The sequence below is a fragment of the Mesobacillus sp. genome (assembly GCF_047739415.1).
Lineage (GTDB): Bacteria > Bacillota > Bacilli > Bacillales > Cytobacillaceae > Mesobacillus.
This window is the reverse complement of sequence record NZ_JBIQOE010000140.1, coordinates 1-23227: the sequence shown is the minus strand read 5'-3', so window position 1 is coordinate 23227 and position 23227 is coordinate 1. Positions and strand designations below refer to the sequence as shown.

The window sequence follows — 23227 nt, the reverse complement described above, 5'->3', positions numbered from 1 at the left end:
TTGTATTGCGGTTTGTATGTGATAAACTAGACAAAAACATGTGAGGTTAAAAGTGATGGAACCATTCATCTTAGTAAGTCAGGAATATTTTAAAATTAAAGAGTGGATGGAGCGTTATCCTGGACTTGAGGTTGGGTTCACGACGAAGAATGGCGGTGTGAGCCAGCAGGATGCTTTTTCGGGTTTGAATTTCGGCTTTCATGTTGGAGACGAGCAGAATGCTGTTTGCGAAAATCGTCTCCTGCTGGCCGATAAGATCGAATTTCCTCTTTCTAGCTGGGTTGGAGCAGAACAGACTCACGATATTCGTATTGCCAAAATTGGAAAATTGGATCAAGGTAGAGGCTCAACGACTTATGATTCTTCTTTTTCAGGAACGGATGGCTTTTTGACAGATGAGCGAGGAATTCTGCTGACACTTTGTTTTGCAGACTGTGTCCCACTTTATTTTATTGAACCGGAGACAAAGTTGATTGGGGTTGCTCATGCAGGCTGGAAAGGAACTGTTCATGGCATTGCAGCCGAGATGGTCAGCAAATTTCAGCAAAAAGGCGCAAAAATAGAAAAAATTTCTGCCATTATTGGCCCATCAATATGCAAAAAATGTTATATTGTTGATGAGAGAGTCATCAATTTAGTGAAAAATATACTAGATGGTGTCGATATATTACCATATAATCAAGTTAGTGAAGGTCAATATTCTCTCGATTTAAAGGAATTGAACCGTCAGATCCTGTTAAAGACAGGGGTAGGACACGGGAATATACATGTAACCGATTATTGTACTAGCTGCCATAGTGAGCATTTCTATTCTCATAGACGGGATAAGGGTAATGCAGGCCGAATGATGGCTTATATCGGCTGGAAGGAGGATAGCCATCCATAATGAAAGTCAGAGAAAATCTGGAGGTTATCCAGAATCAAATAGCAGATGCCTGTAAAAAAGCCGGGCGCATTCAAGATGAGGTCAAAATTATTGCTGTCACTAAATACGTTTCTCCAGAGCGGGCCCAGGAAGCCATTGATGCAGGAGTCACCCATCTGGGGGAAAACCGTGATGAGGGACTGCTTCATAAAATTGGCCAATTAGAGGACAAGCCTGTTTGGCATTTTATCGGGACACTGCAAACGAGAAAAGTGAAAAACATCATCGAACATGTTACATATATCCATTCATTGGACAGGCTTTCACTTGCTAAGGAAATCAACAAGCGGTCCGATTCAAAGGTGAAATGTCTGATCCAGGTCAATGCATCCGGCGAAGAGAGCAAGCATGGTTTAAATTCGGAAGATGTCATTGGTTTTGTACAAGAGCTGAAGCAGTTTCCCAATATTGAAATCAGCGGATTGATGACGATGGCTCCTTTTACGGAGGATGAGCAAGTGATCAGGAATTGTTTCAGGACAATGAAAAGGCTGCAAGTAGATATACAGTCTCTCAAGTATGACTATGCACCATGTAATGAACTGTCAATGGGAATGTCAAATGACTTTCAAATAGCTGTTGAAGAAGGATCAACAATGGTGCGTATTGGCACTGCCTTGGTAGGCAATGAATCGGAGGTGCATTAATATGAGCTTAAAATCAAAAATTAAGACATTTTTTTTCCTGGAAGATGAATATGACTATAATGATGAGGAAATGCTCGAGGAAGAAGCTGAGCCTTTCAAACCCAATAAACAGCCTGTCCAGCAAAAACAGAATGTGGTAAGCCTGCAGAGTGTGCAAAAGTCTTCAAAGGTGATTCTGATGGAGCCAAGAATGTATGCGGAAGCACAAGAAATTGCTGATCATTTAAAAAATCGCCGGGCAGTCGTTGTGAACTTGCAGCGTATCGAACAGGATCAGGCAAGGCGTATCGTAGACTTCCTCAGCGGGACAGTGTATGCGATCAGCGGGGATATCCAGCGGATCGGCATGAATATTTTCTTATGTACCCCGGATAATGTGGAAGTCACAGGAAATATTTCTGAACTGATGCAGGAGCGGGAATACCAAGAGTCGAGGTGGTAGAGTTAATGGATTTAGTAATAGGTATAATAGCTCAGCTAGTCAGTCTTTATCAGTGGGCCCTGATTATCTATATTTTCATGTCATGGTTCCCTAACGCGAGAGAAACGGCAATTGGACAATTTTTGGCGCGTATTTGCGAACCTTTCCTGGAGCCTTTCCGCAGGATCGTTCCCTCAATCGGCATGATTGATATTTCGCCAATCGTTGCGTTCCTTGTATTGCGTTTTGCTGTTGATGGATTAAGGCAATTAGCACTATGGTTCTAACTAAGCAGGGTCTAAATCAGGCCCTGCTTATTTTTCTATAAATGTTTAAGTGTAAAAGGAGAACGTAAATGAGTATTTACCAGCATTTTCGTCCCGAGGAACGGGAATTTATCGATCAGGTCATTAACTGGAAAGAATATGTTGAACAAAATTATGCTCCGAAATTGACTGATTTTTTGGACCCACGGGAGCAGCAAATACTTTCCACAGTCATCGGCAAGCATCCGGATGTTAAGTGGGAGCTTTTTGGGGGTGCAAAAGGTACCGAGAGAAAGCGGGCACTTTTGTTTCCTGAGTATTTGGAAGCTAAGGAAGAGGATTTCCAGATAAAGCTCTTTGGAATCGATTATGCAAAGAAGTTTGTGAATATTGAACACCGTCAAGTTTTAGGAAGCCTGATGTCCCTCGGTTTGAAGCGTGGTAAATTTGGAGACATATTGATTGATGGCGATGTGGTGCAATTTTTCGCAGCAGACGAAATCGCCGATTACATTCGCCTTCAATTGGAATCGATAGGCAGGGCATCAATTGGCTTGTCAGAGCTTCCAATTGAAAAGGCAGTGGGAATAACTGAAGAATGGAATGAAATGACGACTACAGTATCGTCAATGCGACTAGATACCGTCATGTCCGCTCTATTCAATCTTTCACGGCAAAAATCCCAGCTGCTCATCCAGCAAGGTCAGGTAAAGGTCAATTGGACAGCAATTGAAAATACTGCTTTTGAATGCGGTGAAGGAGATATTATCTCCGCACGTGGATACGGCCGTGCGAAAATGATCACAATTGAAGGAAAAACAAAAAAAGATAAATATCGAGTTATTGCCGGGAGAAAAAAATAATTATATAGTAATAGAAGAAGGATTTTTAGTTTATTTGTCGAATCATTGCTTTAAGTACATAAAGGATTATAACTTAATGGGAGGTGGCGTCATGCCTTTAACGCCGTTAGATATACACAACAAAGAATTCAATAAGGGATTTCGCGGGTATGATGAAGATGAGGTAAATGAGTTTCTTGACCAGGTGATCAAGGACTATGAACTAATTATCCGTGAAAAAAAGGAAATGGAAGAAAAGCTTAATGAAATGAATTCCAGGCTTGGCCATTTTACAAATATAGAAGAAACACTTAATAAATCCATTGTGATAGCGCAGGAAGCAGGGGAAGAAGTCCGCCGCAACGCGCAAAAGGAAGCGAAGCTCATCGTCAAGGAAGCGGAAAAGAACGCTGACAGGATCATCAATGAATCATTATCTAAGGCACGTAAAATCGCTCTGGAAATTGAAGAGTTGAAGAAGCAGTCTAAAGTATTCAGGACAAGGTTCAAGATGCTGATCGAAGCGCAGCTTGATATGCTGAACACCGATGATTGGGATCATCTGCTTGAATATGAATTGGATTCAACAGAATTGAAGGCCGCTGCAAGAGAAGAAGAAGATTCACTGGCTTGACGCAGGTACGCAATTTCGCATATAATTTCATAACAAAGTGCAATACATGACAGAAACGATGACAGGGACAGTATGGCGTTCCAGTTGCTTGCTTTTCAGCGAAATGGGGAAGGTGGAAGCCCATTGCAAGCGGATAGCCAGAAAATCACCCGATAGTTCCGAGCTGAACATCCTCTTAGGATCAGTAAGCACAGGCGTGACATTCGCGTTAAGAATGCTAAGAGGACAGAATGATGAATTCTTGTCTATTTAGGGTGGTACCGCGGGAATAAACCTTCTCGTCCCTTTTCAGGGATGAGGAGGTTTTTTTATTTTCAGTATCGTTTTCTGACATGAATATTGCTACGGTAAAAATAGGAGGATCAATTTAATGGAGTACAAAGATACTTTGCTCATGCCGAAGACCGAGTTTCCGATGCGCGGAAATCTTCCGAACAGGGAACCTGAAATCCAGGCAAAATGGGAAGAAATGAATATTTACGAAAAGGTTCAAACACACACAGAAGGACGTCCGCTATTTATCTTGCATGACGGACCTCCGTATGCCAATGGAGATATCCATATGGGGCACGCACTTAATAAAATCCTCAAAGATTTTATCGTCCGTTATAAATCAATGAGCGGTTTTTGCTCGCCATATGTACCTGGCTGGGACACTCATGGATTGCCAATCGAGCAGGCGTTGACGAACAAAGGTGTAAAGCGCAAGGAAATGACTGTAGCTGAGTTCAGGAAGCTATGTGAAGAGTATGCTTATGAGCAAATCAACAACCAGCGTGAACAGTTCAAACGTCTGGGAGTGAGAGGCGATTGGGAAAATCCTTATATCACTTTGAAGCCTGAATATGAAGCACAGCAAATCAAAGTTTTCGGCGAAATGGCCAAAAAGGGATACATCTATAAAGGCAAAAAGCCTGTTTACTGGTCACCGTCAAGTGAATCTGCACTTGCTGAAGCTGAGATTGAATACCAGGATAAGCGTTCTGCATCAATTTATGTTGGCTTCCCTGTCCAAGACGGTAAAGGAGTTCTTGACCACGATGTTGAGATCGTCATCTGGACGACAACACCATGGACCATTCCTGCAAACCTTGGAATCTCCGTCCACCCTGATTTGACATACGTTGTCGTAGAAGCTGACGGAAGGAAATTCCTTGTTGCTGAAGAACTACTAGAAGCAGTTACGAATGAAATCGGCTGGGAAAATGCTTCTACAGTTAAGAAGCTTGCTGGTAAAGAGCTTGAAGGGATCCTTGCAAAACATCCATTATACGACCGCACTTCACTTGTCATGCTTGGCGAGCACGTTACGACAGATGCTGGTACAGGATGTGTCCACACTGCTCCAGGGCACGGGGAGGATGACTTCCATGTTGGCCAGAAGTACGGACTTGAAGTTTTATGCCCTGTAGATGATAAGGGTGTTATGACAGCTGAAGCAGAAGGCTTTGAAGGACTATTCTATGATCAGGCAAACAAGCCAATCACAGAAAAGCTTGAAGAAGCTGGTGCTTTGCTGAAGCTGAGTTTCATCACACACTCATACCCGCATGACTGGAGAACGAAGAAACCTGTTATCTTCCGTGCTACAGCACAGTGGTTTGCATCCATCAAAGATTTCCGTGGTGAATTGCTAAAAGCTGTTGAAGAAACAAAATGGGTACCAGCATGGGGAGAAACAAGACTATTCAATATGGTCCGTGACCGCGGCGACTGGTGTATTTCCCGCCAGCGTGCATGGGGTGTTCCAATCCCTGTATTCTACGCTGAGAACGGTCAGGAAATCATCACTGACGAAACCATCGACCATGTATCAAACCTATTCCGCGAGCATGGATCAAATATCTGGTTTGAAAAAGAAGCAAAGGAACTGCTTCCAGAAGGCTTCAGCCATCCAGGAAGCCCTAATGGCAATTTTACAAAAGAAACGGACATCATGGATGTTTGGTTCGACTCAGGCTCATCCCACCAGGCTGTGTTAGTAGAGCGTGATGACCTCCAGCGTCCTGCAGACCTTTATCTTGAAGGATCTGACCAATACCGCGGCTGGTTCAACTCATCATTATCAACAGCAGTTGCAGTAACAGGCAAGGCACCATACAAAGGTGTCCTGAGCCACGGTTTCGCACTTGATGGCGAAGGCCGCAAGATGAGTAAATCAATCGGAAACGTTGTCGTTCCTGCGAAGGTTATGAACCAGTTGGGTGCTGATATCCTGCGTCTCTGGGTTGCTTCTGTTGATTATCAATCAGATGTCCGTGTTTCTGACGCGATCCTTAAACAGGTTGCTGAAGTGTACCGTAAAATCCGTAACACATTCAGATTCCTGCTTGGAAACCTTTCTGATTTCAACCCTGAAACAGATGCAGTGCCATTCGAGCAGCTGCGTGAGGTTGACCAGTTCATGCTCGTGAAGTTGAACAAATTGATCAAATATGTGCGCAATGCTTATGACAATTATGAATTTGCAGGCGTCTACCATGCGGTCAATAATTTCTGTACACTTGACCTAAGTGCATTCTATCTAGATTTTGCAAAGGATGTCCTATATATCGAAGCTGCAGATAACTCTGAGCGACGAGCTATCCAGACTGTGTTGCATGAAAGCTTGCTAGCGTTGGTTAAGCTGACTGCTCCAATCCTTTCGCATACTGCAGATGAGGTATGGGCATTCATTCCTTCTGCGAACGAAGACAGCGTCCAGCTGACAGATATGCCTGAAGCAAAGGAAATCGCAAATGCAAAAGCTCTAGAGAACAAGTGGAATGCGTTCATGAAGCTTCGTGACGATGTCCTGAAGGCTCTTGAAGAAGCAAGGAACGAAAAGGTCATCGGTAAATCGCTGACTGCAAAAGTGTCTCTGTACGTAAATGACAGCACAAAAGAACTTCTGGATACAATCTCTGAAAACTTAAGCCAGCTGTTCATTGTTTCAGGCTTCGAAGTGGCAGGAAGCTACGATCAGGCTCCTGACAACGCGATCAAGCTTGAAAATACAGCGATTGTTGTTACAAAAGCTGAAGGCGAAACATGTGAGAGATGCTGGGTCGTCACACCAGAAGTCGGCAAAGTTGAAGAACACCCAACACTATGTGAACGATGTGCAACAGTGGTAAAAGAGAATTACTAAAATGCAAAATGAAACTCCGGGTTTATGCCCGGAGTTTTTTTTATGTGTGCCAATTCTCATCCTGGTTGGGAAATCCTGCAGTACATGTAAAAAGTTTAATTGAGTCAGCAAGCTGTCTGTGGAAATAATAGCTGTAAACAGGAACGGGGGCAGATATATGGAAGGTAATCTTGATTACATTTACAATGAGCTCCGCGAAACGAGAACAGAATTGTTAGCGTACCTGAAGCACGGCCAGAAAGACGAGAGGATTTTGCAATACATTGTTGATGAATTGAACGACATTGAAACTGCGTTGGAGAAAATGGAATTTGGCGAGTATGGCAAGTGCGAGATATCTGGAGAATATTTACCATACGAATTTTTGCAGAGTATTCCTACAGCGAGATCAACGAGTGAATTCGAGCAAATAGAACAATACTGTCGGAAACCAATATATCCGTGAGTTTTTGTATTGAGGATTGATTGGTTTTCCGAAAAAGAAATCGTACAATAATGCATATTGAAGCTGAGCAGTGGATGACATGTACTGGAAAATCAATAATAATTTCCAGGTCGCCAATAAATATTGATTTTCGCCAATAACCTGCTCATTATCGCCAATAAATTCAATTTTTCGCCAATAAAAATATTTTTTCGCCAATAAACCCTTTTTGGTAGTTAATTTTTTGTTAAAATCATGATTCCAAACCACTATCTTATTTAAAAATAATCAGTAATTATGAGTTTTTTTACTAAAACTTATAATATCTGTCGTTTTAATCTTATATGTGCTAAAATTCAAAGGTAATGAATTGATGTGGAGGGTACCTTTGTGTTTTATTACATAATTGCACTGTTTGTTATCTTGCTTGACCAGGTTACTAAATGGTTTATTGTCAAAAACATGGAGCTTGGAGAGAGCATAAAGGTCATAGAGAACTTTTTGTATATTACTTCGCACCGTAACCGTGGTGCTGCATGGGGAATCCTGCAGGGACAAATGTGGTTCTTCTATGTCATTACCATAATTGTGGTGATTGGCCTTGTCGTCTATATTCAAAAAGCAGCTAAAGGCAAGCTTCTGCTTGGTGTTTCGCTTGGTTTTATGCTGGGCGGGGCGATTGGGAATTTTATCGACAGGGTATACCGAAAAGAAGTGGTGGATTTTATCAACACCTATATTTTCGGATACGATTTCCCTATATTCAATATCGCGGATTCTGCGCTGGTGATCGGTGTAGGATTATTGATGATTGACATGATCAGGGAAGAGAGAGAGGCGAAAAGAAAAGCTTATGGAGAAAATGGAACACATCATCAGTGAGGAACAGGCTGGTGACAGAATAGATAAAGTAATTTCGACACTTGATGCAGAATGGTCGAGGAGCCAAGTGCAGCAATGGATCAAGGATGGCAGCGTTCTTGTCAATGGAGCTCAAGTCAAAACAAATTATAAATGCAGCTTGAATGACAAGCTGGAAATCACCATTCCAGAGCCAGAAGTTCTAGATGTAATTGCTGAAGAAATGGACCTTGAGATCTATTATGAGGATGCAGATGTTCTTGTTGTGAACAAACCTAAGGGAATGGTCGTCCATCCAGCGCCTGGACATATGACTGGAACGCTTGTGAACGGGCTGATGGCACATTGCAAGGATTTATCAGGCATTAATGGTGTACTCCGTCCGGGAATTGTCCATAGGATTGATAAGGATACATCTGGACTTTTGATGGTGGCTAAAAATGATTTGGCACACGAAAGCCTGGTGAACCAGCTTGTAGCTAAAAGTGTTACTCGCAAATACAAGGCGCTAGTTCATGGTAATATCCAGCATGATCATGGTACAATCGATGCTCCGCTTGGGCGCGATCAAAAAGACCGCCAGAGCATGACAGTAGTCGATAATGGCAAACATGCTGTCACACATTTCAATGTACTCGAACGGTTTAAGGACTTTACTTTTGTTGAGTGCCAGCTTGAGACAGGCAGGACACACCAAATTCGTGTTCATATGAAATACATCGGTTATCCGCTGGCTGGAGACCCGAAATACGGCCCGAAAAAGACGCTCGAGCTTGGCGGCCAGGCATTGCATGCTGGACTGCTTGGCTTCGATCATCCAAGGACAGGGGAGTATCTAGAGTTTGAAGCTCCGCTGCCTGAATATTTCGTTGAGCTTTTAAACGATTTTAGAGAAAATCGTTGACAAAGTTCAACATCTATTTTAAGATGACTATAGTTTAATAAGTCCTTTAAAGACAGTCCCGTGAGGCTGAGAAGGAAACGGATTTGCACCAGGCACATGATGTTGTTCTGTTGCATGCTAACACCACACGTTTACCCTCTTGCCTAAACAGACAAGAGGGTTTTTACTTATCCGTTTTCAAACCATAGACAGAGAAGGAGTGAAAACAAATGGCTGAAAAAGCGGTTGTGCTCGACAATCAGGGAATCCGCAGGGCACTGACGAGGATTGCCCATGAAATCATTGAAAGAAACAAGGGAATCGAAGACAGCGTCATTGTCGGCATCCGTACCAGAGGGATTTATATCGCCAAAAGGCTGGCGGAAAGAATCCGTGAGATCGAAGGGGCAGATATCCCGGTAGGTGAGCTTGATATCACCCTGTATCGCGATGACCTGACGAAGAAGACGGATGACCAGGAGCCTGAGGTAAAAGGATCGGATATACCGGTCGACATCTCGAATAAAAAGGTGATACTGGTGGATGACGTTCTCTACACAGGCAGGACAGTCCGTGCGGCAATGGATGCATTGATTGACATCGGCCGGCCAGCGACTATCCAGCTTGCTGTGCTGGTTGACAGAGGACACAGGGAGCTGCCAATCAGGGCAGATTTTGTCGGCAAGAACATCCCAACCTCAAGTGCCGAAAGAATTGTCGTAGAACTACAGGAAGTAGATGAAGAAGAACGCGTAAGCATTTTTGAAAAATAAATAGTGCCCTTTTTAAATGCAGTCCAGAGAGGCTGAGAAGGGGGAACGCATAGCTGATGGCTTTGTGCGGGTTTTTTTAGACCCATACCCTCTTTGTATCTACTGGCAAAGAGGGTTTTTGTTTTTAAAACAGAGAGGGGAATAAATATGAACAAACCAATCCTAGATATTAAAGATGTACCATCACCATTCCAATGGTTCACACTTAGTCTTCAGCACTTATTCGCCATGTTCGGCGCGACAATCCTTGTACCTTACCTGGTCGGCTTAAGCCCGGCAATCGCTTTGATCTCAAGCGGACTTGGAACAATCGCTTTCCTGATCATCACAAAATTCCAGGTTCCGGCTTACCTTGGATCATCCTTCGCTTTCATTGCTCCGGTCATAGCTGCTAAAGCAGGCGGCGGTCCCGGTGCCGCGATGATCGGAACATTCCTTGCAGGACTGGTTTATGGAGTTGTAGCCTTAATCATCAAGAAGGCAGGCTACCGCTGGATTATGCGCTTGCTGCCACCAGTTGTAGTCGGCCCAGTCATCATTGTTATTGGACTTTCACTGGCAGGAACTGCGGTCAGCATGGCAATGAATGTTCCAGGCACTACTGAGTACAGCTTGATTCATTTCTCAGCCGCTCTAGTAACGCTTGCAGCTACAATTGTCTTCTCGATATATGGAAAGGGAATGCTCAGCATGATCCCAATCCTTGCTGGAATCATTGTCGGTTATCTATACTCCATGGCAATAGGCATTGTAGATTTCAGCGGAGTCAAAAAAGCGGATATCTTTGAAATGCCAGACTTTATCTTCCCATTCGTTCATTACAATGTAAGTATCAGCTGGGAAATCGTCATGCTGATGGTTCCGGTAGCAATCGTTACATTGTCAGAGCATATCGGCCACCAGCTTGTACTGAGCAAGGTTGTCGGCAGAGACTATATTAAAGAGCCGGGCCTTCACCGCTCCATCATGGGTGACGGAATGGCTACGATGATTTCGGGCTTGATTGGCGGACCGCCAAAGACAACTTACGGTGAAAACATCGGTGTCCTAGCAATTACTAGAGTATATAGCGTTTATGTTCTGCTTGGAGCAGCCATCATCGCAACAGTATTCGGATTCATCGGCAAAATTACGGCATTGATCAGCTCAATCCCAACACCGGTTATGGGCGGCGTCTCCATCCTGTTGTTCGGAATCATCGCTTCATCAGGTTTGAGAATGCTTGTCGACAGCAAGATTGACTTTGGCAATACTCGTAACCTGGTCGTCTCATCGGTCATCCTGGTTATCGGGATTGGCGGAGCATTCATTAAGCTAAATGAAAACTTTGAAATACATGGCATGGCTTTAGCTGCTCTAATTGGTGTCATTCTTAACCTTGTACTGCCTGGTCGCCCGGAAGTCGAAGAAGACATGTTTGAAATGGAAGAAGAAAAAAAAACTGAGAAAAAGAACGATGTAGCATAGTACCACCTTTTAATAAAGTCCAGAGAGGCTTAAAAGGGTGTTATGAGTGAACCGGCTTATTCAAGATGGACACAAACCCGGAAATTCCGGGTTTATGCCGGGAAACTCATGCTTAAGCACCCTGTTGAACAGAAAACGGGTGCTTTTTTTCTTGCAAAAATGGAGGGGGGATCAGCGATGAAAAGGGATTTACTGACGACATCACAGCTTAGCGCAAAAGAAATACAGGAGATTATTCTGTCTGCGAGTGAATTTGCCAGAGGGAAGACCTGGCAGCCAAAAGAGAAGCTGTTCATCAGCAATTTATTTTACGAGCCAAGCACAAGGACAAAGTCGAGCTTCGAGATGGCTGAACGCAAGCTTGGACTTGAGGTAATCCCGTTTGAGGTACAGACCTCCAGTGTGCTGAAGGGTGAAACTTTGTATGACACCGTTAGAACACTAGAAGCGATTGGCACCAACGCGGTCGTGATCAGACATAGTGCGGACAGTTATTTTTCAGAACTTGTAAAAGGGATTTCAATCCCAATCATCAATGCTGGCGACGGAAAAGGGCATCATCCAACACAATCATTGCTTGACCTGATGACAATCCAGCAGGAATTCGGAAGTTTTACCGGGCTTACAGTCACGATCATCGGTGATATCCTCCATAGTCGTGTTGCAAGGTCAAATGCAGACGCACTTGTCAGGCTTGGTGCAAAAGTGATTTTTTCAGGACCTGAGGATTGGGTGGATCAAAATCAGCTTTCTGCTGGCTGCTGCTATATGTCAGTAGATGAGGCGATCGAGTTGGCTGATGTGGTCATGCTCCTACGAGTACAGCATGAACGGCATGATGGAAAACTCCTGTTTGATAAGAATGAGTATCACCGAAACTATGGTTTAACGCTTGAAAGAGAAAGGTTTATGAAAAAAGAAAGCATCATCCTCCATCCTGCACCGGTCAATCGAGGCGTCGAAATCGCAGACGAGCTAGTTGAAAGTTCAAAGTCACGTATCTTTAAACAAATGGAAAATGGTGTGTACATTAGAATGGCAGTGTTAACAAGAGCGTTTGAAAATAGAAATGGGGGAATGGAATATGTCGATGCTAATCAAAAATGGCAAACTAGTTACTGAAAACGGGTTTGAATCACTTGATATTTTAATAGAAAACGGAAGAATCACAAAAGTTGGCACTCAAATCTCTGCAGATGCTCAGCAAATTATTGATGCAGAAGGTAAGCTGGTGGCGCCAGGATTAATTGACCTGCATATTCATCTCCGTGAGCCAGGCGGCGAGAAAAAAGAGACAATTGCTACAGGGACACTGGCTGCAGCGAGGGGCGGCTTCACAACAGTAGCCGCAATGCCTAACACAAGGCCTGTTCCGGACTCAAAAGACCAGATGAAATGGCTTCAGAGAAAAATTGAGGAAACAGCTTCCGTAAGGGTTCTGCCATATGCCTCTATTACTGTACGTGAACTAGGCCAGGAGCTAACGAATTTTGCAGAATTAAAAGAAGCCGGTGCATTTGCCCTGACTGATGATGGTGTGGGAGTCCAGTCAGCAGGAATGATGCTTGAAGCAATGAGAAGGGCTGCAAAACTTGATATGGCAATCGTCGCACATTGCGAAGACAATACATTGATCAATAAAGGTTCTCTCCATGAGGGAAGGAAAGCTGCTGAACTGGGAATCAACGGAATCCCGTCAGTGTGTGAATCTGTACATATAGCAAGGGACATCCTGCTCGCGGAAGAGGCAGGCTGCCACTACCATGTCTGCCATATCAGCACGAAAGAATCTGTCAGGGCAGTTCGGGACGCGAAGAGATATGGCATAAAGGTCACAGCAGAAGTAACGCCGCATCATTTGCTTTTGAATGAAGATGACATAACCGGAAATGATGCCAACTATAAAATGAATCCACCGCTAAGAAGCAAGGCAGACCACGAGGCATTGATCGAAGGACTGCTGGATGGGACAATCGATTTTATCGCGACCGACCACGCACCGCATACAAGTGAGGAAAAAGGCGAGGGAATCCAGCTAGCGCCATTCGGGATTGTCGGGCTTGAAACAGCATTCCCGCTCTTATATACACATTTGGTCAAAACGAACATCATTACCTTAAAGCAGTTGATTGAGTTTTTGACTGTCAAACCCGCGAAAGCATTTGGACTGCCTTATGGAGAGCTAAAGGCTGGAGCACCAGCAGATGTTGTAATCATTGATCTTGATGAAGAAAAAGAAATCAATCCAGATGAATTTTTATCAAAAGGAAAAAATACACCATTCGCAGGCTGGAGCTGCAAGGGCTGGCCTGTACTGACGATTGCTGAAGGAAAGATAGTCTGGGAAAAGGGAGTTGTGACGGCATGAAGAAGCAGTTGATTTTGGAAGATGGAACTGTTTTTGTTGGGGAAGGCTTTGGAAGTGAGACAGCGACGATTGGGGAAGTGGTCTTCAACACAGGAATGACTGGCTACCAGGAAATTCTGTCAGATCCATCATACTGCAGGCAAATTGTGACATTGACATATCCGCTAATCGGGAATTATGGAATCAACAGGGATGATTTTGAATCAATCAGTCCAGCTGTCCAGGGGCTCGTCGTGAAGGAAAATGCTGAATTTCCATCCAACTGGCGCTCTGAATTGTCTCTGGACGCTTATCTTAAAATGAAAAACATTCCGGGCATAGCTGGGATCGATACTAGAAAGCTGACAAAAATCATTCGAAAACATGGAACCTTGAAGGGTTCAATCTGCGGGATTGATGAAAATCCCCAGGAGATTATCGCCGCTCTTAAAAGCAAAACCCTGCCGAACAATCAGGTCAAGCAAGTATCTACAAAAACAGCTTATCCGAGTCCAGGTCGCGGCCACAGGGTTGTACTGGTTGATTTTGGCATGAAGCATGGGATTTTGAGAGAACTGAATGACCGAAATTGTGATGTGATTGTCGTCCCTTACAATGCAACTGCCCAAGAAATTCTTAGCCTTAGTCCAGATGGCATCATGCTATCAAATGGACCTGGGGACCCGAAGGATGTTCCAGAAGCAATCGAAATGATACAGGGCTTGCTTGGCAAGGTTCCTTTGTTCGGGATCTGTCTCGGTCACCAACTGTTCGCGCTTGCCTGCGGTGCAAATACAGAGAAAATGAAGTTCGGCCATCGGGGCTCCAACCATCCCGTAAAAGATCTGCGAACAGGGAAAGTAGCACTGACTTCGCAAAACCATGGATATACAGTTACCGAAGGCTCTGTCACAGGGACCGAACTTGAGGTTACACATATAGCATTGAATGATGGAACGATTGAGGGTCTTGCCCATAAAACCGCTGCAGCATTCACTGTCCAATATCACCCGGAAGCTTCACCAGGACCGGAAGATGCGAACGGATTATTCAACCAATTCCTTGAACTAGTTGAAGCAGAAAAAAAGGAGGCCGTCATAAATGCCAAAGCGTAAAGATGTTAACAGTATTTTAGTCATAGGATCAGGACCAATCATTATCGGCCAGGCAGCAGAATTCGATTATGCCGGAACACAGGCATGCATCGCACTCCGTGAAGAAGGCTATAAGGTCATCCTCGTCAATTCGAATCCTGCAACCATCATGACTGACACGGAAATTGCGGACGTCGTATACATAGAGCCGCTTACTCTTGAGTTTGTGTCACGGATCATCCGAAAGGAACGCCCGGATGCCATCCTGCCGACACTTGGGGGACAGACAGGACTTAACCTTGCTGTTGAGCTGGCTAACTCAGGTGTTTTAGATGAATGTGGCGTGAAGGTCCTCGGTACAAAGCTAGAAGCGATTAACCAGGCGGAGGACAGGGAGCTGTTTAGAAACCTGATGAACGAGCTCGGACAGCCGGTCCCAGACAGCGACATCATCCACAACCTTGAAGAGGCTTATACCTTTGTGGAGAGAGTCGGATATCCAGTTATTGTTCGCCCTGCTTTTACAATGGGCGGCACTGGGGGCGGCATCTGCAGCAATGAAAAAGAATTGATTGAGATTGTGTCAAGCGGCATTAAAAACAGCCCAGTAGGACAATGTTTACTCGAAAAGAGCATTGCCGGGTACAAGGAAATCGAGTATGAAGTGATGCGTGACAGCAACGACAATGCCATTGTGGTATGTAACATGGAGAACTTCGATCCGGTAGGAGTCCATACAGGAGATTCCATTGTTGTGGCACCAAGCCAGACATTGAGTGACCGCGAATACCAGCTGCTGAGGAATGCCAGTTTGAAAATCATCAGGGCCCTGAAAATAGAAGGCGGCTGTAATGTCCAGCTGGCACTTGACCCTGACAGCTTTAATTATTATGTGATCGAGGTGAATCCGCGAGTCAGCCGATCCTCTGCCCTGGCATCAAAAGCGACTGGCTATCCGATTGCAAAGCTTGCAGCAAAAATAGCTGTTGGATTGACACTTGATGAAATGCTGAATCCGGTGACGGGTAAAACATATGCCTGCTTCGAGCCTGCACTTGATTATGTCGTAACAAAAATCCCGCGCTGGCCTTTTGACAAATTCGAGTCAGCGAACCGTACACTTGGAACACAGATGAAAGCAACCGGTGAAGTTATGGCTATCGGGCGCACTTTCGAAGAGTCGCTGCTAAAAGCGATTCGTTCCCTTGAAGCCGATGTGATCCACCTTTCTTTGAATAATCAAAACGAAATCAATGATGAATTGCTTGAAAAGAGAATTCGCAAGGCTGGGGACGAGAGATTATTTTACCTAGCAGAGGCAATTAGAAGAGGCATTTCCATTGACACTCTTCATAGCTGGAGCAAAATCGATTTATTTTTCCTTCATAAATTAGAGAGATTAATAGCTTTTGAGCAAGAGCTTGCTGCAAGGAAGTTTGACCTGGAAACAGCCAAATCAGCAAAGCAGAAAGGATTTTCCGATAAGGTAATAGCCAATCTGTGGAATGTCGAAGAACAGGAAGTATACCAGTGGCGGCTTGAGAACAGTCTGATCCCTGTTTTTAAAATGGTCGATACATGCGCAGCTGAGTTCGAGTCGGAAACACCATATTTTTATAGCACATATGAAGAAGAAAATGAATCAGTAGTGACAGAAAGAAAAAGCGTCATTGTACTGGGCTCCGGGCCAATCAGGATCGGACAGGGAATCGAGTTCGATTACGCAACCGTCCATTCCGTAAAAGCGATCAAAGAAGCCGGTTATGAGGCAATCATCGTCAATAACAACCCTGAAACGGTCTCTACAGATTTCAGCATCTCGGATAAATTGTACTTCGAACCACTGACCATCGAGGATGTCATGAACATTATCAATCTCGAAAAACCAATTGGGGCTGTCGTTCAATTCGGCGGGCAAACAGCAATCAACCTGGCTTCAAAGCTTGTTGACAGGGGAGTGAAAATTCTCGGAACAAGCCTGGAGGATCTGGATCGTGCTGAGGACCGCGACAAATTTGAACACGCACTATCGAACCTTGATATCCCGCTGCCAAAGGGGAGCACGGCAAAATCAGTTCAAGAAGCAGCGTTGATTGCCGCAGAAATCGGCTATCCGGTCTTGGTGCGTCCATCCTACGTGCTCGGCGGAAGGGCCATGGAGATTGTTTATAAGGAAGATGAACTTCTGCATTATATGAAAAACGCGGTGAAGGTCAATCCGGAATATCCCGTGCTGATCGACCGTTATCTGACTGGAAAAGAAGTAGAGGTAGATGCGATTTCAGATGGAGAAAATGTACTGATACCGGGCATCATGGAGCATATCGAAAGAGCCGGCGTCCACTCTGGTGATTCAATTGGAGTCTATCCGCCGCAAAGCCTCAGCGAGCAAGTGAAACAAAAGCTGGTAAACTATACAATCGATCTTGCAAGAGGGCTGAACATTGTCGGTTTGCTAAATATTCAATATGTAATTGCAAATGAAGAGGTCTATGTGCTCGAGGTGAACCCGCGTTCCAGCCGTACGGTACCATTCCTGAGTAAAATTACGAATGTCCCGATGGCAAAAATCGCAACGAAGGTCATCCTTGGCCAGAGCCTGAAAGCGCAGGGGTACGAAACTGGACTTGTACCAGAGCAGGCTGGAGTTTTTGTGAAAGTGCCAGTGTTCTCATTTGAAAAATTACGCCGGGTAGACATCACGCTCGGACCGGAAATGAAGTCTACCGGGGAAGTTATGGGCAAGGATACAACACTAGAGAAAGCTTTATATAAAGGTATGATAGCGGCTGGTATGAAAATAAAGGAATTCGGTACAGTCTTGCTTACAGTCGCAGATAAGGATAAAGAAGAAACATTGGCACTTGCGAAGAGGTTCTCGAACATTGGTTATCAATTGATGGCGACAGAAGGTACAGCACAATACCTGGAGAATGTAGGCATTAAGGTGAAAACAGTAGGAAAGATCGGCTCAGATGGACCGAACCTGATTGATGTAATCAGAAAAGGAGAAGCACAGATGGTCATCAATACGCTGACAAAAGGCAAGCAGCCAGAACGTGATGGATTCAGAATCCGCCGCGAATCTGTTGAAAATGGTGTACCATGCCTGACTTCACTAGATACAGCAAAAGCGATTTTGAGAGTCATAGAATCTATGACATTTTCAGCAGAAGCCCTAAAGCCGATGGAGGCAGCCAAAGAAGGTGTGCTTTCATGATCAGGCAGGAGAACTGCAAAATAGTGAGCAACAAACAAATTGCAGACAACATTTTTGAACTAGTACTGAAAGGTGAGCTTTCCGCGGAAATGACACAGGCCGGACAGTTTGTTCATGTAAAGGTGGCAGACGGATTCGATCCGCTGCTGCGCAGGCCGATAAGCATCGCTTCAATCAATGATGGGTCGTTCACGATAATTTACAGGAGGCAGGGAAGGGGAACTTCTCTGCTTGCCGAAAAATCCCCAGGAATGTCAGTCGATGTCCTGGGGCCACTGGGCAATGGCTTTCCGGCAGATGAAGCATACGCGGGACAGACCGCCGTCCTGGTTGGCGGTGGCGTTGGTGTTCCTCCTATGTATGAGCTGGCTAAGCAGCTGGCCCGTAAAGGAGTAAAAGTCATAAGCATTATCGGATTCCAGTCATTCAACGCTGTTTTTTACGAAAAAGAGCTGGCTGAATTCGGAGAGGTTTATGTGGCGACTGTTGATGGATCATTTGGAAGAAAAGGATTTGTCACTGATATTCTTGATGGGTTAGAGGCTCAAGCAGATATTGTCTTTGCTTGCGGTCCGACACCAATGTTGCGGGAAATCGAGAATGGACATTATGCACCTAAAACATACTTGTCACTAGAAGAGCGGATGGGATGCGGAATTGGAGCTTGCTTTGCATGTGTCTGCCATACGCAAGAAGACCCAAAAGGGTTTTCATATAAAAAGGTCTGCAGCGATGGACCAGTTTTCCAAGCAGGGGAGGTTGTCATATGAGTTCGCTATCGATCCAGCTGCCAGGTCTCAATTTAAAAAATCCGGTAATGCCGGCTTCAGGTTGCTTCGGCTTTGGGCGAGAGTTCAGCCAGTTATATGATTTGAGTTTGCTTGGGGCAATCATGGTAAAAGCGACGACTCCGGAACCACGATTCGGAAATCCGACTCCAAGGGTTGCCGAGACGCCGGGCGGGATGTTGAATGCAATTGGCTTGCAAAACCCTGGACTTGAGAAGGTCTTGAATGAAGAGCTTCCTTGGCTTGAGCAGTTCGATGTGCCAATCATTGCGAATATCGCTGGTTCAACGGAAGATGATTACGTAAAGGTAGCAGAACAATTGTCAAAGGCTCCGAATGTCCATGCTCTTGAACTAAACATATCATGTCCAAATGTTAAAACAGGCGGGATCGCATTTGGCACGGACCCTGATATGGCCAAGGCACTTACCAGAAAGGTAAAAGAAGTATCTGAAGTGCCTGTGTATGTAAAGCTCTCCCCGAATGTAACAGACATTGTAAAGATCGCCAGAGCAGTTGAAGATGGAGGCGCGGATGGAATTACGATGATCAACACTTTGCTTGGCATGAGAATCGACCTTATGACAGGACAGCCGATTCTTGCAAATAAAACCGGCGGCTTGTCGGGTCCTTCTGTGAAACCAGTCGCCATCAGGATGATCTATGAAGTCGGCCAGCACGTATCGATTCCAATCATTGGAATGGGAGGAATTCAATCTGCTGAAGATGTCATCGAGTTTTTCCTTGCCGGTGCAAGTGCTGCTGCCGTTGGAACACAGAACTTTGTTGATCCATTTATTTGTCCGAAAATCATAGAGGAATTAACTGAGATGCTAGCAAAGATGGGAGCAGACCATATTTCGGAGTTAACGGGAAGGAGCTGGAAAAAGAATGAAAGACTCGCTTATTATCGCCCTTGATTTTCCAGGAAAAGGTCAGGTGATGGAGTTCCTGAAGCCTTTTGAGCACGAACAGCTATTTGTGAAGGTCGGGATGGAGCTTTTTTATTCCGAGGGACCGTCCATCATCGAAGAGTTGAAAAAGCAGGGACATCACATCTTCCTGGACTTGAAGCTGCACGATATTCCCAATACTGTAAAGAGCTCGATGAAGGTGCTTGCAGGACTGGGATGTGACCTTGTCAATGTCCATGCTGCCGGGGGATCGGAAATGATGAGCGCTGCACTGGAGGGGCTGGAATCTGGCACAGCTCCTGGACAAAAGAGACCCTGCTGCATCGCAGTCACCCAGCTTACAAGCACGTCTGAAATCCAGGTTAAGCAGGAACAACAAATTGAAGCAGGTTTGCAGGAATCGGTATTAAATTATGCGAAACTTGCACAAAAATCCGGCCTTGATGGCGTAGTCTGTTCCACGCATGAAGCAGGATTGATCCATGAGCGGTTTGGCACGGATTTTATTACCGTTACCCCGGGCATCAGACCAACTGAAAGTTCTCTGCAGGACCAGAAGCGGACAGCAACGCCTGAATTTGCGAGGAAACAGGGGGTATCGGCAATCGTCGTTGGAAGGCCGATTACCCGTGCCGCAAATCCCCTTGAGAGCTACCTGGCAATCAAAAATGAATGGAAGGGTGTATACCAATGAAAAAGGAAATAGCAGAAGCATTGCTTGAAATCGAAGCCGTCAGCTTGCAGCCGGATCATCCGTTCACATGGTCCTCCGGCCTAAAATCCCCAATATATTGTGACAACCGTCTGACCCTGTCATTCCCTGCAGTACGCAGGAAAGTTGCTGAGGGACTGAAAAACTTGATTTCTGAGCATTTTCCTGAGACAGAAATGGTCGCAGGTACTGCTACGGCTGGAATCCCGCATGCTGCATGGGTCAGCGAACTGCTTGATCTGCCAATGAGCTATGTCCGCTCTAAAGCGAAGGGACACGGAAAAGGAAATCAAATTGAAGGAAAGGTAATCGAAGGCCAGAAGGTCGTTGTGGTCGAGGATTTAATCTCCACAGGAGGCAGTGTTATTGAAGCAGTCGAGGCATTGCGAGAATCAGGCTGCGAAGTGCTAGGGGTCGTCTCGATCTTTACATATGAATTGGAAAAAGGGAAGCAGAAACTCGAATCAGCAAAAATTTCAGCGTATTCGCTCACTGACTTTACGACTCTTGCAAAATTGGCAGAGGAAAAAGGGCTGATCACAGAGGAGAATCTTGATAGCCTGACCGAATGGCGGAAGGATCCATCTGAATGGGGAGTAGCTAAGAATAAATAAAGAAACATGCAGCCCTGAATTAAAGGCTGCATGTTTTTTATTTTAAATAAATAGAATGGTTGGACCAATGGTCATGTAACTTATCAGTTAATAGAAACTATTTACTGGGTATTAGACAACTCATCTTTATCATCAGCCATCGGTGGCCGCTCAAGCCATCCGTTTTTTATTAACAGCTGTGCTCCATCTTCTGCATATAATCCGATTTCTGTAACAAGTCCTGTATACTCCAAAGCAAGATCCCGTCTTTGTGATACTGATAAACCTGCGCTATAAAACCCAACAGCTGCAGAAACTAATGTGACGATATGGAATAACATCAGTTTGTCTGAAAATGGAGATACAGTTGAATTGCTAACTTCTGATATCCACAAATTTGGAGAAGACAAATTGTCTTTAATTAAAAATGACCTAAAAGTCTCAAAATGTTTCTTACAGATGTCTCTCCCTTTGTTAAAATATTTCTGAAGTTCTTTTGATTGGCACACTTGTCCAAATCCAATTTCTAACACAACTTTTACTGCAGTCTTTTGCATATTGAAACTTAACCCGCTAATTTCCATCGCATTTAATGGACGCTTTTTTCCAAACCAGCCAGCTAAATAACTTTTATTGTTTACAAAATCTACTTTTTCTGGACTATTGATATGTGGTGTTCTGCTGTATAAGCCTTTTTTTAGCATTAAGTGAACAGTTCGTTCGTATAATTCCATGGCTTCCTTATTGGATTGAATAAAATAGGTGATTTGGTCTGCGCGGACTGAAGTTCCTACAGCTCCGGCATAGCCTGTCATCCCATGTAACGTCATGATATGCATATATACCAACATAAAAGTATCTGAAAATAGGGGGGGAGCATTAAGGTTAATATCTTGTTCTATTGAAAACCCTTTTGGAACCGGGTAATTTTCTTGCTTCAGAAACTCTTTGATTTTCACAATATGAGGTTCGGCAATGCTAAGGGCAAATTGAAGGATTTCCTTGATGTCTTCATCTTTTACATTTTTTATGGAATGATTTAGTACACAAATAGTTAGTGAATCATTCATGTATTGAGTCCAGAGATTCGCTAATTCCCCTGATGTCAGGCTAACGTTATGGTTAATATCTTCCACGAAAAAAACCTCCAACTGTGAATCACAATTTAACATGTACGTATGTATTTTTAAAAATTATTACTAGTGTGACGTCATTATATTATTCGAAGATAAATATCTTTTTATCCAATAACATTTTCTACTCGTAATAGACAGGCTGTGTATCAAGGAGAATAGGGCAAAATCAGTTGGGTATTATTTAATCTTAAAAAAGAATTTAGTCTGGTCTTCCGTTTGGCAATATGACATAAGAATGTTTCAATAGTTATATAACGAAATATTAAAACCAGAGATCTAGTAGGGGGATTGACTAATGGATCAAATCATTCAGTTGCTGAAAAACTTTGATAATAGTCTCCACTACTATATCGATGAGTATGGGGCAGCTATTTATATACTATTGTTTTTGATTATTTATTTTAAAACGGCTTTTGTAATCCTGACATTTTTGCCAGGGGATTCAATGGTGTTCGCCAGCGGTACTCTGGCGGCTACCGGAGGTTTGGATTTTAATAGCTTGTTTATCCTATTTGCGGTTGCAACCATATTGGGTGATAGCCAGAATTTCTTCATAGGCAAGCAGCTTGGGAAATTAAAATCACCTAACCATTTTCTAGATCGGATTACTTCAGATAAATCGATTGGTAAAGCAAGAACTTTTCTGTCTGACTATGGAAGAATAGCCATCACCTCCTCACGCTTTGTCCCTCTCATGCGAACCTCGGTACCGTTTGTCTCAGGTTACACAGGATATGAGTACAGAACATTTTTGAGCTACAATCTTATGGGAGGAATTGTTTGGACTGCGTTCTGGTTAACTGCAGGATTTTTACTAGGGAATATTGCCTGGGTAGAGAAAAACTTATTCATTACTTTATTGATGGTATCTTCTACTGCTTTTATTCCTGCCATCATTGGTTTTGTGAAACAATATAAAAAGAAAAAAGAGGCACTATCCTCTTAGCATGACAAATATGAGTTTAATGGTCAGCTAAAAACAAAACCCGCCGGTGGATTACCTGGCGGGTTTCTTGTAGTTAAGGAAACTATAAAATTTTTGAGTTGTGGATAACTTCATGAAGTTTTCTTAATCCAGCTCCAGCGCCTAGCCCCTCGAGACGCTTCGGTCCGCACAATGAAGTCAAAGAACGACTTCACCGGTCGGCCC

At 44.1% G+C, this 23227-nt stretch carries 22 protein-coding genes and 1 other annotated feature; of the genes, 21 read left to right on the top strand and 1 reads right to left on the bottom strand.

Going from position 1 to position 23227, the window contains the following annotated elements:
- Positions 1-55 precede the first annotated feature (55 nt).
- From pgeF to pyrE, 20 genes are all read left to right on the top strand, one after another.
- The gene (pgeF, locus tag ACH0QE_RS11140; protein ID WP_415800751.1) at positions 56-886 is read left to right on the top strand and encodes a peptidoglycan editing factor PgeF; all 831 of its coding nucleotides are present in this window, start codon (positions 56-58) and stop codon (positions 884-886) included.
- Positions 886-1572 carry a YggS family pyridoxal phosphate-dependent enzyme gene (locus tag ACH0QE_RS11135; RefSeq protein ID WP_415800750.1) on the top strand — a complete coding sequence of 229 codons (687 nt, stop codon included), beginning with the start codon at positions 886-888 and terminating at the stop codon, positions 1570-1572. Before pgeF ends, ACH0QE_RS11135 begins: the two co-directional genes overlap by 1 nt.
- Position 1573: 1 nt before the next feature.
- Positions 1574-2014 (top strand): cell division protein SepF, encoded by a 441-nt coding sequence (locus tag ACH0QE_RS11130; protein WP_415800749.1) that lies wholly within the window; start codon positions 1574-1576, stop codon positions 2012-2014.
- Positions 2015-2019: 5 nt separating this feature from the next.
- On the top strand, positions 2020-2280 hold the full coding sequence (locus ACH0QE_RS11125; protein ID WP_079508362.1) for a YggT family protein: 261 nt from the start codon (positions 2020-2022) through the stop codon (positions 2278-2280).
- Between the two features lie 68 nt (positions 2281-2348).
- A complete protein-coding gene (locus tag ACH0QE_RS11120) occupies positions 2349-3122 on the top strand; it encodes an RNA-binding protein (protein ID WP_415800748.1) in 774 nt (257 codons plus the stop codon).
- A gap of 91 nt (positions 3123-3213) precedes the next feature.
- Positions 3214-3735: a DivIVA domain-containing protein gene (locus tag ACH0QE_RS11115; protein ID WP_214909585.1), complete on the top strand. Its 522-nt coding sequence runs from the start codon at positions 3214-3216 to the stop codon at positions 3733-3735.
- Between the two features lie 49 nt (positions 3736-3784).
- Positions 3785-4024: a binding site (T-box leader), on the top strand.
- Between the two features lie 81 nt (positions 4025-4105).
- The gene (ileS, locus tag ACH0QE_RS11110; protein ID WP_415800747.1) at positions 4106-6865 is read left to right on the top strand and encodes an isoleucine--tRNA ligase; all 2760 of its coding nucleotides are present in this window, start codon (positions 4106-4108) and stop codon (positions 6863-6865) included.
- A gap of 157 nt (positions 6866-7022) precedes the next feature.
- The gene (locus tag ACH0QE_RS11105) at positions 7023-7310 is read left to right on the top strand and encodes a hypothetical protein (protein WP_415800746.1); all 288 of its coding nucleotides are present in this window, start codon (positions 7023-7025) and stop codon (positions 7308-7310) included.
- A gap of 369 nt (positions 7311-7679) precedes the next feature.
- Complete coding sequence (gene lspA, locus ACH0QE_RS11100) at positions 7680-8171, top strand: signal peptidase II (protein ID WP_023614969.1); 492 nt, start codon at positions 7680-7682, stop codon at positions 8169-8171.
- Positions 8143-9054 (top strand): RluA family pseudouridine synthase, encoded by a 912-nt coding sequence (locus ACH0QE_RS11095; RefSeq protein ID WP_415800745.1) that lies wholly within the window; start codon positions 8143-8145, stop codon positions 9052-9054. The genes lspA and ACH0QE_RS11095 overlap by 29 nt, the downstream gene beginning before the upstream one ends.
- A gap of 209 nt (positions 9055-9263) precedes the next feature.
- On the top strand, positions 9264-9806 hold the full coding sequence (pyrR, locus tag ACH0QE_RS11090) for a bifunctional pyr operon transcriptional regulator/uracil phosphoribosyltransferase PyrR (RefSeq protein ID WP_415800744.1): 543 nt from the start codon (positions 9264-9266) through the stop codon (positions 9804-9806).
- Between the two features lie 147 nt (positions 9807-9953).
- A complete protein-coding gene (locus ACH0QE_RS11085; protein WP_415800743.1) occupies positions 9954-11273 on the top strand; it encodes a solute carrier family 23 protein in 1320 nt (439 codons plus the stop codon).
- Between the two features lie 177 nt (positions 11274-11450).
- On the top strand, positions 11451-12395 hold the full coding sequence (locus ACH0QE_RS11080; protein WP_415800742.1) for an aspartate carbamoyltransferase catalytic subunit: 945 nt from the start codon (positions 11451-11453) through the stop codon (positions 12393-12395).
- The gene (locus ACH0QE_RS11075; protein ID WP_415800741.1) at positions 12358-13641 is read left to right on the top strand and encodes a dihydroorotase; all 1284 of its coding nucleotides are present in this window, start codon (positions 12358-12360) and stop codon (positions 13639-13641) included. The genes ACH0QE_RS11080 and ACH0QE_RS11075 overlap by 38 nt, the downstream gene beginning before the upstream one ends.
- Positions 13638-14735, top strand: coding sequence for a carbamoyl phosphate synthase small subunit (locus ACH0QE_RS11070; protein ID WP_415800740.1), 1098 nt, complete (start codon positions 13638-13640; stop codon positions 14733-14735). Before ACH0QE_RS11075 ends, ACH0QE_RS11070 begins: the two co-directional genes overlap by 4 nt.
- Entirely contained in the window at positions 14722-17934 is a 3213-nt protein-coding gene (gene carB / locus ACH0QE_RS11065) for a carbamoyl-phosphate synthase large subunit (protein WP_415800739.1), read from the top strand. Before ACH0QE_RS11070 ends, carB begins: the two co-directional genes overlap by 14 nt.
- Positions 17931-18704, top strand: a complete 774-nt coding sequence (locus tag ACH0QE_RS11060) for a dihydroorotate dehydrogenase electron transfer subunit (protein WP_415800738.1) — start codon at positions 17931-17933, stop codon at positions 18702-18704. Before carB ends, ACH0QE_RS11060 begins: the two co-directional genes overlap by 4 nt.
- Positions 18701-19642, top strand: coding sequence for a dihydroorotate dehydrogenase (locus ACH0QE_RS11055; protein ID WP_415800736.1), 942 nt, complete (start codon positions 18701-18703; stop codon positions 19640-19642). The genes ACH0QE_RS11060 and ACH0QE_RS11055 overlap by 4 nt, the downstream gene beginning before the upstream one ends.
- Positions 19614-20330, top strand: a complete 717-nt coding sequence (pyrF, locus tag ACH0QE_RS11050; protein WP_415800735.1) for an orotidine-5'-phosphate decarboxylase — start codon at positions 19614-19616, stop codon at positions 20328-20330. The genes ACH0QE_RS11055 and pyrF overlap by 29 nt, the downstream gene beginning before the upstream one ends.
- Positions 20327-20962: an orotate phosphoribosyltransferase gene (gene pyrE, locus ACH0QE_RS11045; RefSeq protein ID WP_415800734.1), complete on the top strand. Its 636-nt coding sequence runs from the start codon at positions 20327-20329 to the stop codon at positions 20960-20962. Before pyrF ends, pyrE begins: the two co-directional genes overlap by 4 nt.
- A 101-nt stretch (positions 20963-21063) precedes the next feature.
- On the opposite strand, the gene ACH0QE_RS11040 is transcribed toward pyrE, so the two are convergent.
- Complete coding sequence (locus ACH0QE_RS11040; protein WP_415800733.1) at positions 21064-22077, bottom strand: DUF3231 family protein; 1014 nt, start codon at positions 22075-22077, stop codon at positions 21064-21066.
- Positions 22078-22372: 295 nt separating this feature from the next.
- Between ACH0QE_RS11040 and ACH0QE_RS11035 the strand changes: the two genes are divergently transcribed.
- A complete protein-coding gene (locus tag ACH0QE_RS11035) occupies positions 22373-23023 on the top strand; it encodes a DedA family protein (protein WP_415800732.1) in 651 nt (216 codons plus the stop codon).
- The last annotated feature ends 204 nt before the right edge of the window (positions 23024-23227 follow it).

Coding starts and splice junctions, on each gene's coding strand:
- pgeF (WP_415800751.1), top strand. CDS start 56: ATGGAACCATTCATCTTAGTAAGTCAGGAATATTTTAAAATTAAAGAG.
- ACH0QE_RS11135 (WP_415800750.1), top strand. CDS start 886: ATGAAAGTCAGAGAAAATCTGGAGGTTATCCAGAATCAAATAGCAGAT.
- ACH0QE_RS11130 (WP_415800749.1), top strand. CDS start 1,574: ATGAGCTTAAAATCAAAAATTAAGACATTTTTTTTCCTGGAAGATGAA.
- ACH0QE_RS11125 (WP_079508362.1), top strand. CDS start 2,020: ATGGATTTAGTAATAGGTATAATAGCTCAGCTAGTCAGTCTTTATCAG.
- ACH0QE_RS11120 (WP_415800748.1), top strand. CDS start 2,349: ATGAGTATTTACCAGCATTTTCGTCCCGAGGAACGGGAATTTATCGAT.
- ACH0QE_RS11115 (WP_214909585.1), top strand. CDS start 3,214: ATGCCTTTAACGCCGTTAGATATACACAACAAAGAATTCAATAAGGGA.
- ileS (WP_415800747.1), top strand. CDS start 4,106: ATGGAGTACAAAGATACTTTGCTCATGCCGAAGACCGAGTTTCCGATG.
- ACH0QE_RS11105 (WP_415800746.1), top strand. CDS start 7,023: ATGGAAGGTAATCTTGATTACATTTACAATGAGCTCCGCGAAACGAGA.
- ACH0QE_RS11095 (WP_415800745.1), top strand. CDS start 8,143: ATGGAGAAAATGGAACACATCATCAGTGAGGAACAGGCTGGTGACAGA.
- pyrR (WP_415800744.1), top strand. CDS start 9,264: ATGGCTGAAAAAGCGGTTGTGCTCGACAATCAGGGAATCCGCAGGGCA.
- ACH0QE_RS11085 (WP_415800743.1), top strand. CDS start 9,954: ATGAACAAACCAATCCTAGATATTAAAGATGTACCATCACCATTCCAA.
- ACH0QE_RS11080 (WP_415800742.1), top strand. CDS start 11,451: ATGAAAAGGGATTTACTGACGACATCACAGCTTAGCGCAAAAGAAATA.
- ACH0QE_RS11075 (WP_415800741.1), top strand. CDS start 12,358: ATGTCGATGCTAATCAAAAATGGCAAACTAGTTACTGAAAACGGGTTT.
- ACH0QE_RS11070 (WP_415800740.1), top strand. CDS start 13,638: ATGAAGAAGCAGTTGATTTTGGAAGATGGAACTGTTTTTGTTGGGGAA.
- carB (WP_415800739.1), top strand. CDS start 14,722: ATGCCAAAGCGTAAAGATGTTAACAGTATTTTAGTCATAGGATCAGGA.
- ACH0QE_RS11060 (WP_415800738.1), top strand. CDS start 17,931: ATGATCAGGCAGGAGAACTGCAAAATAGTGAGCAACAAACAAATTGCA.
- ACH0QE_RS11055 (WP_415800736.1), top strand. CDS start 18,701: ATGAGTTCGCTATCGATCCAGCTGCCAGGTCTCAATTTAAAAAATCCG.
- pyrF (WP_415800735.1), top strand. CDS start 19,614: ATGAAAGACTCGCTTATTATCGCCCTTGATTTTCCAGGAAAAGGTCAG.
- pyrE (WP_415800734.1), top strand. CDS start 20,327: ATGAAAAAGGAAATAGCAGAAGCATTGCTTGAAATCGAAGCCGTCAGC.
- ACH0QE_RS11035 (WP_415800732.1), top strand. CDS start 22,373: ATGGATCAAATCATTCAGTTGCTGAAAAACTTTGATAATAGTCTCCAC.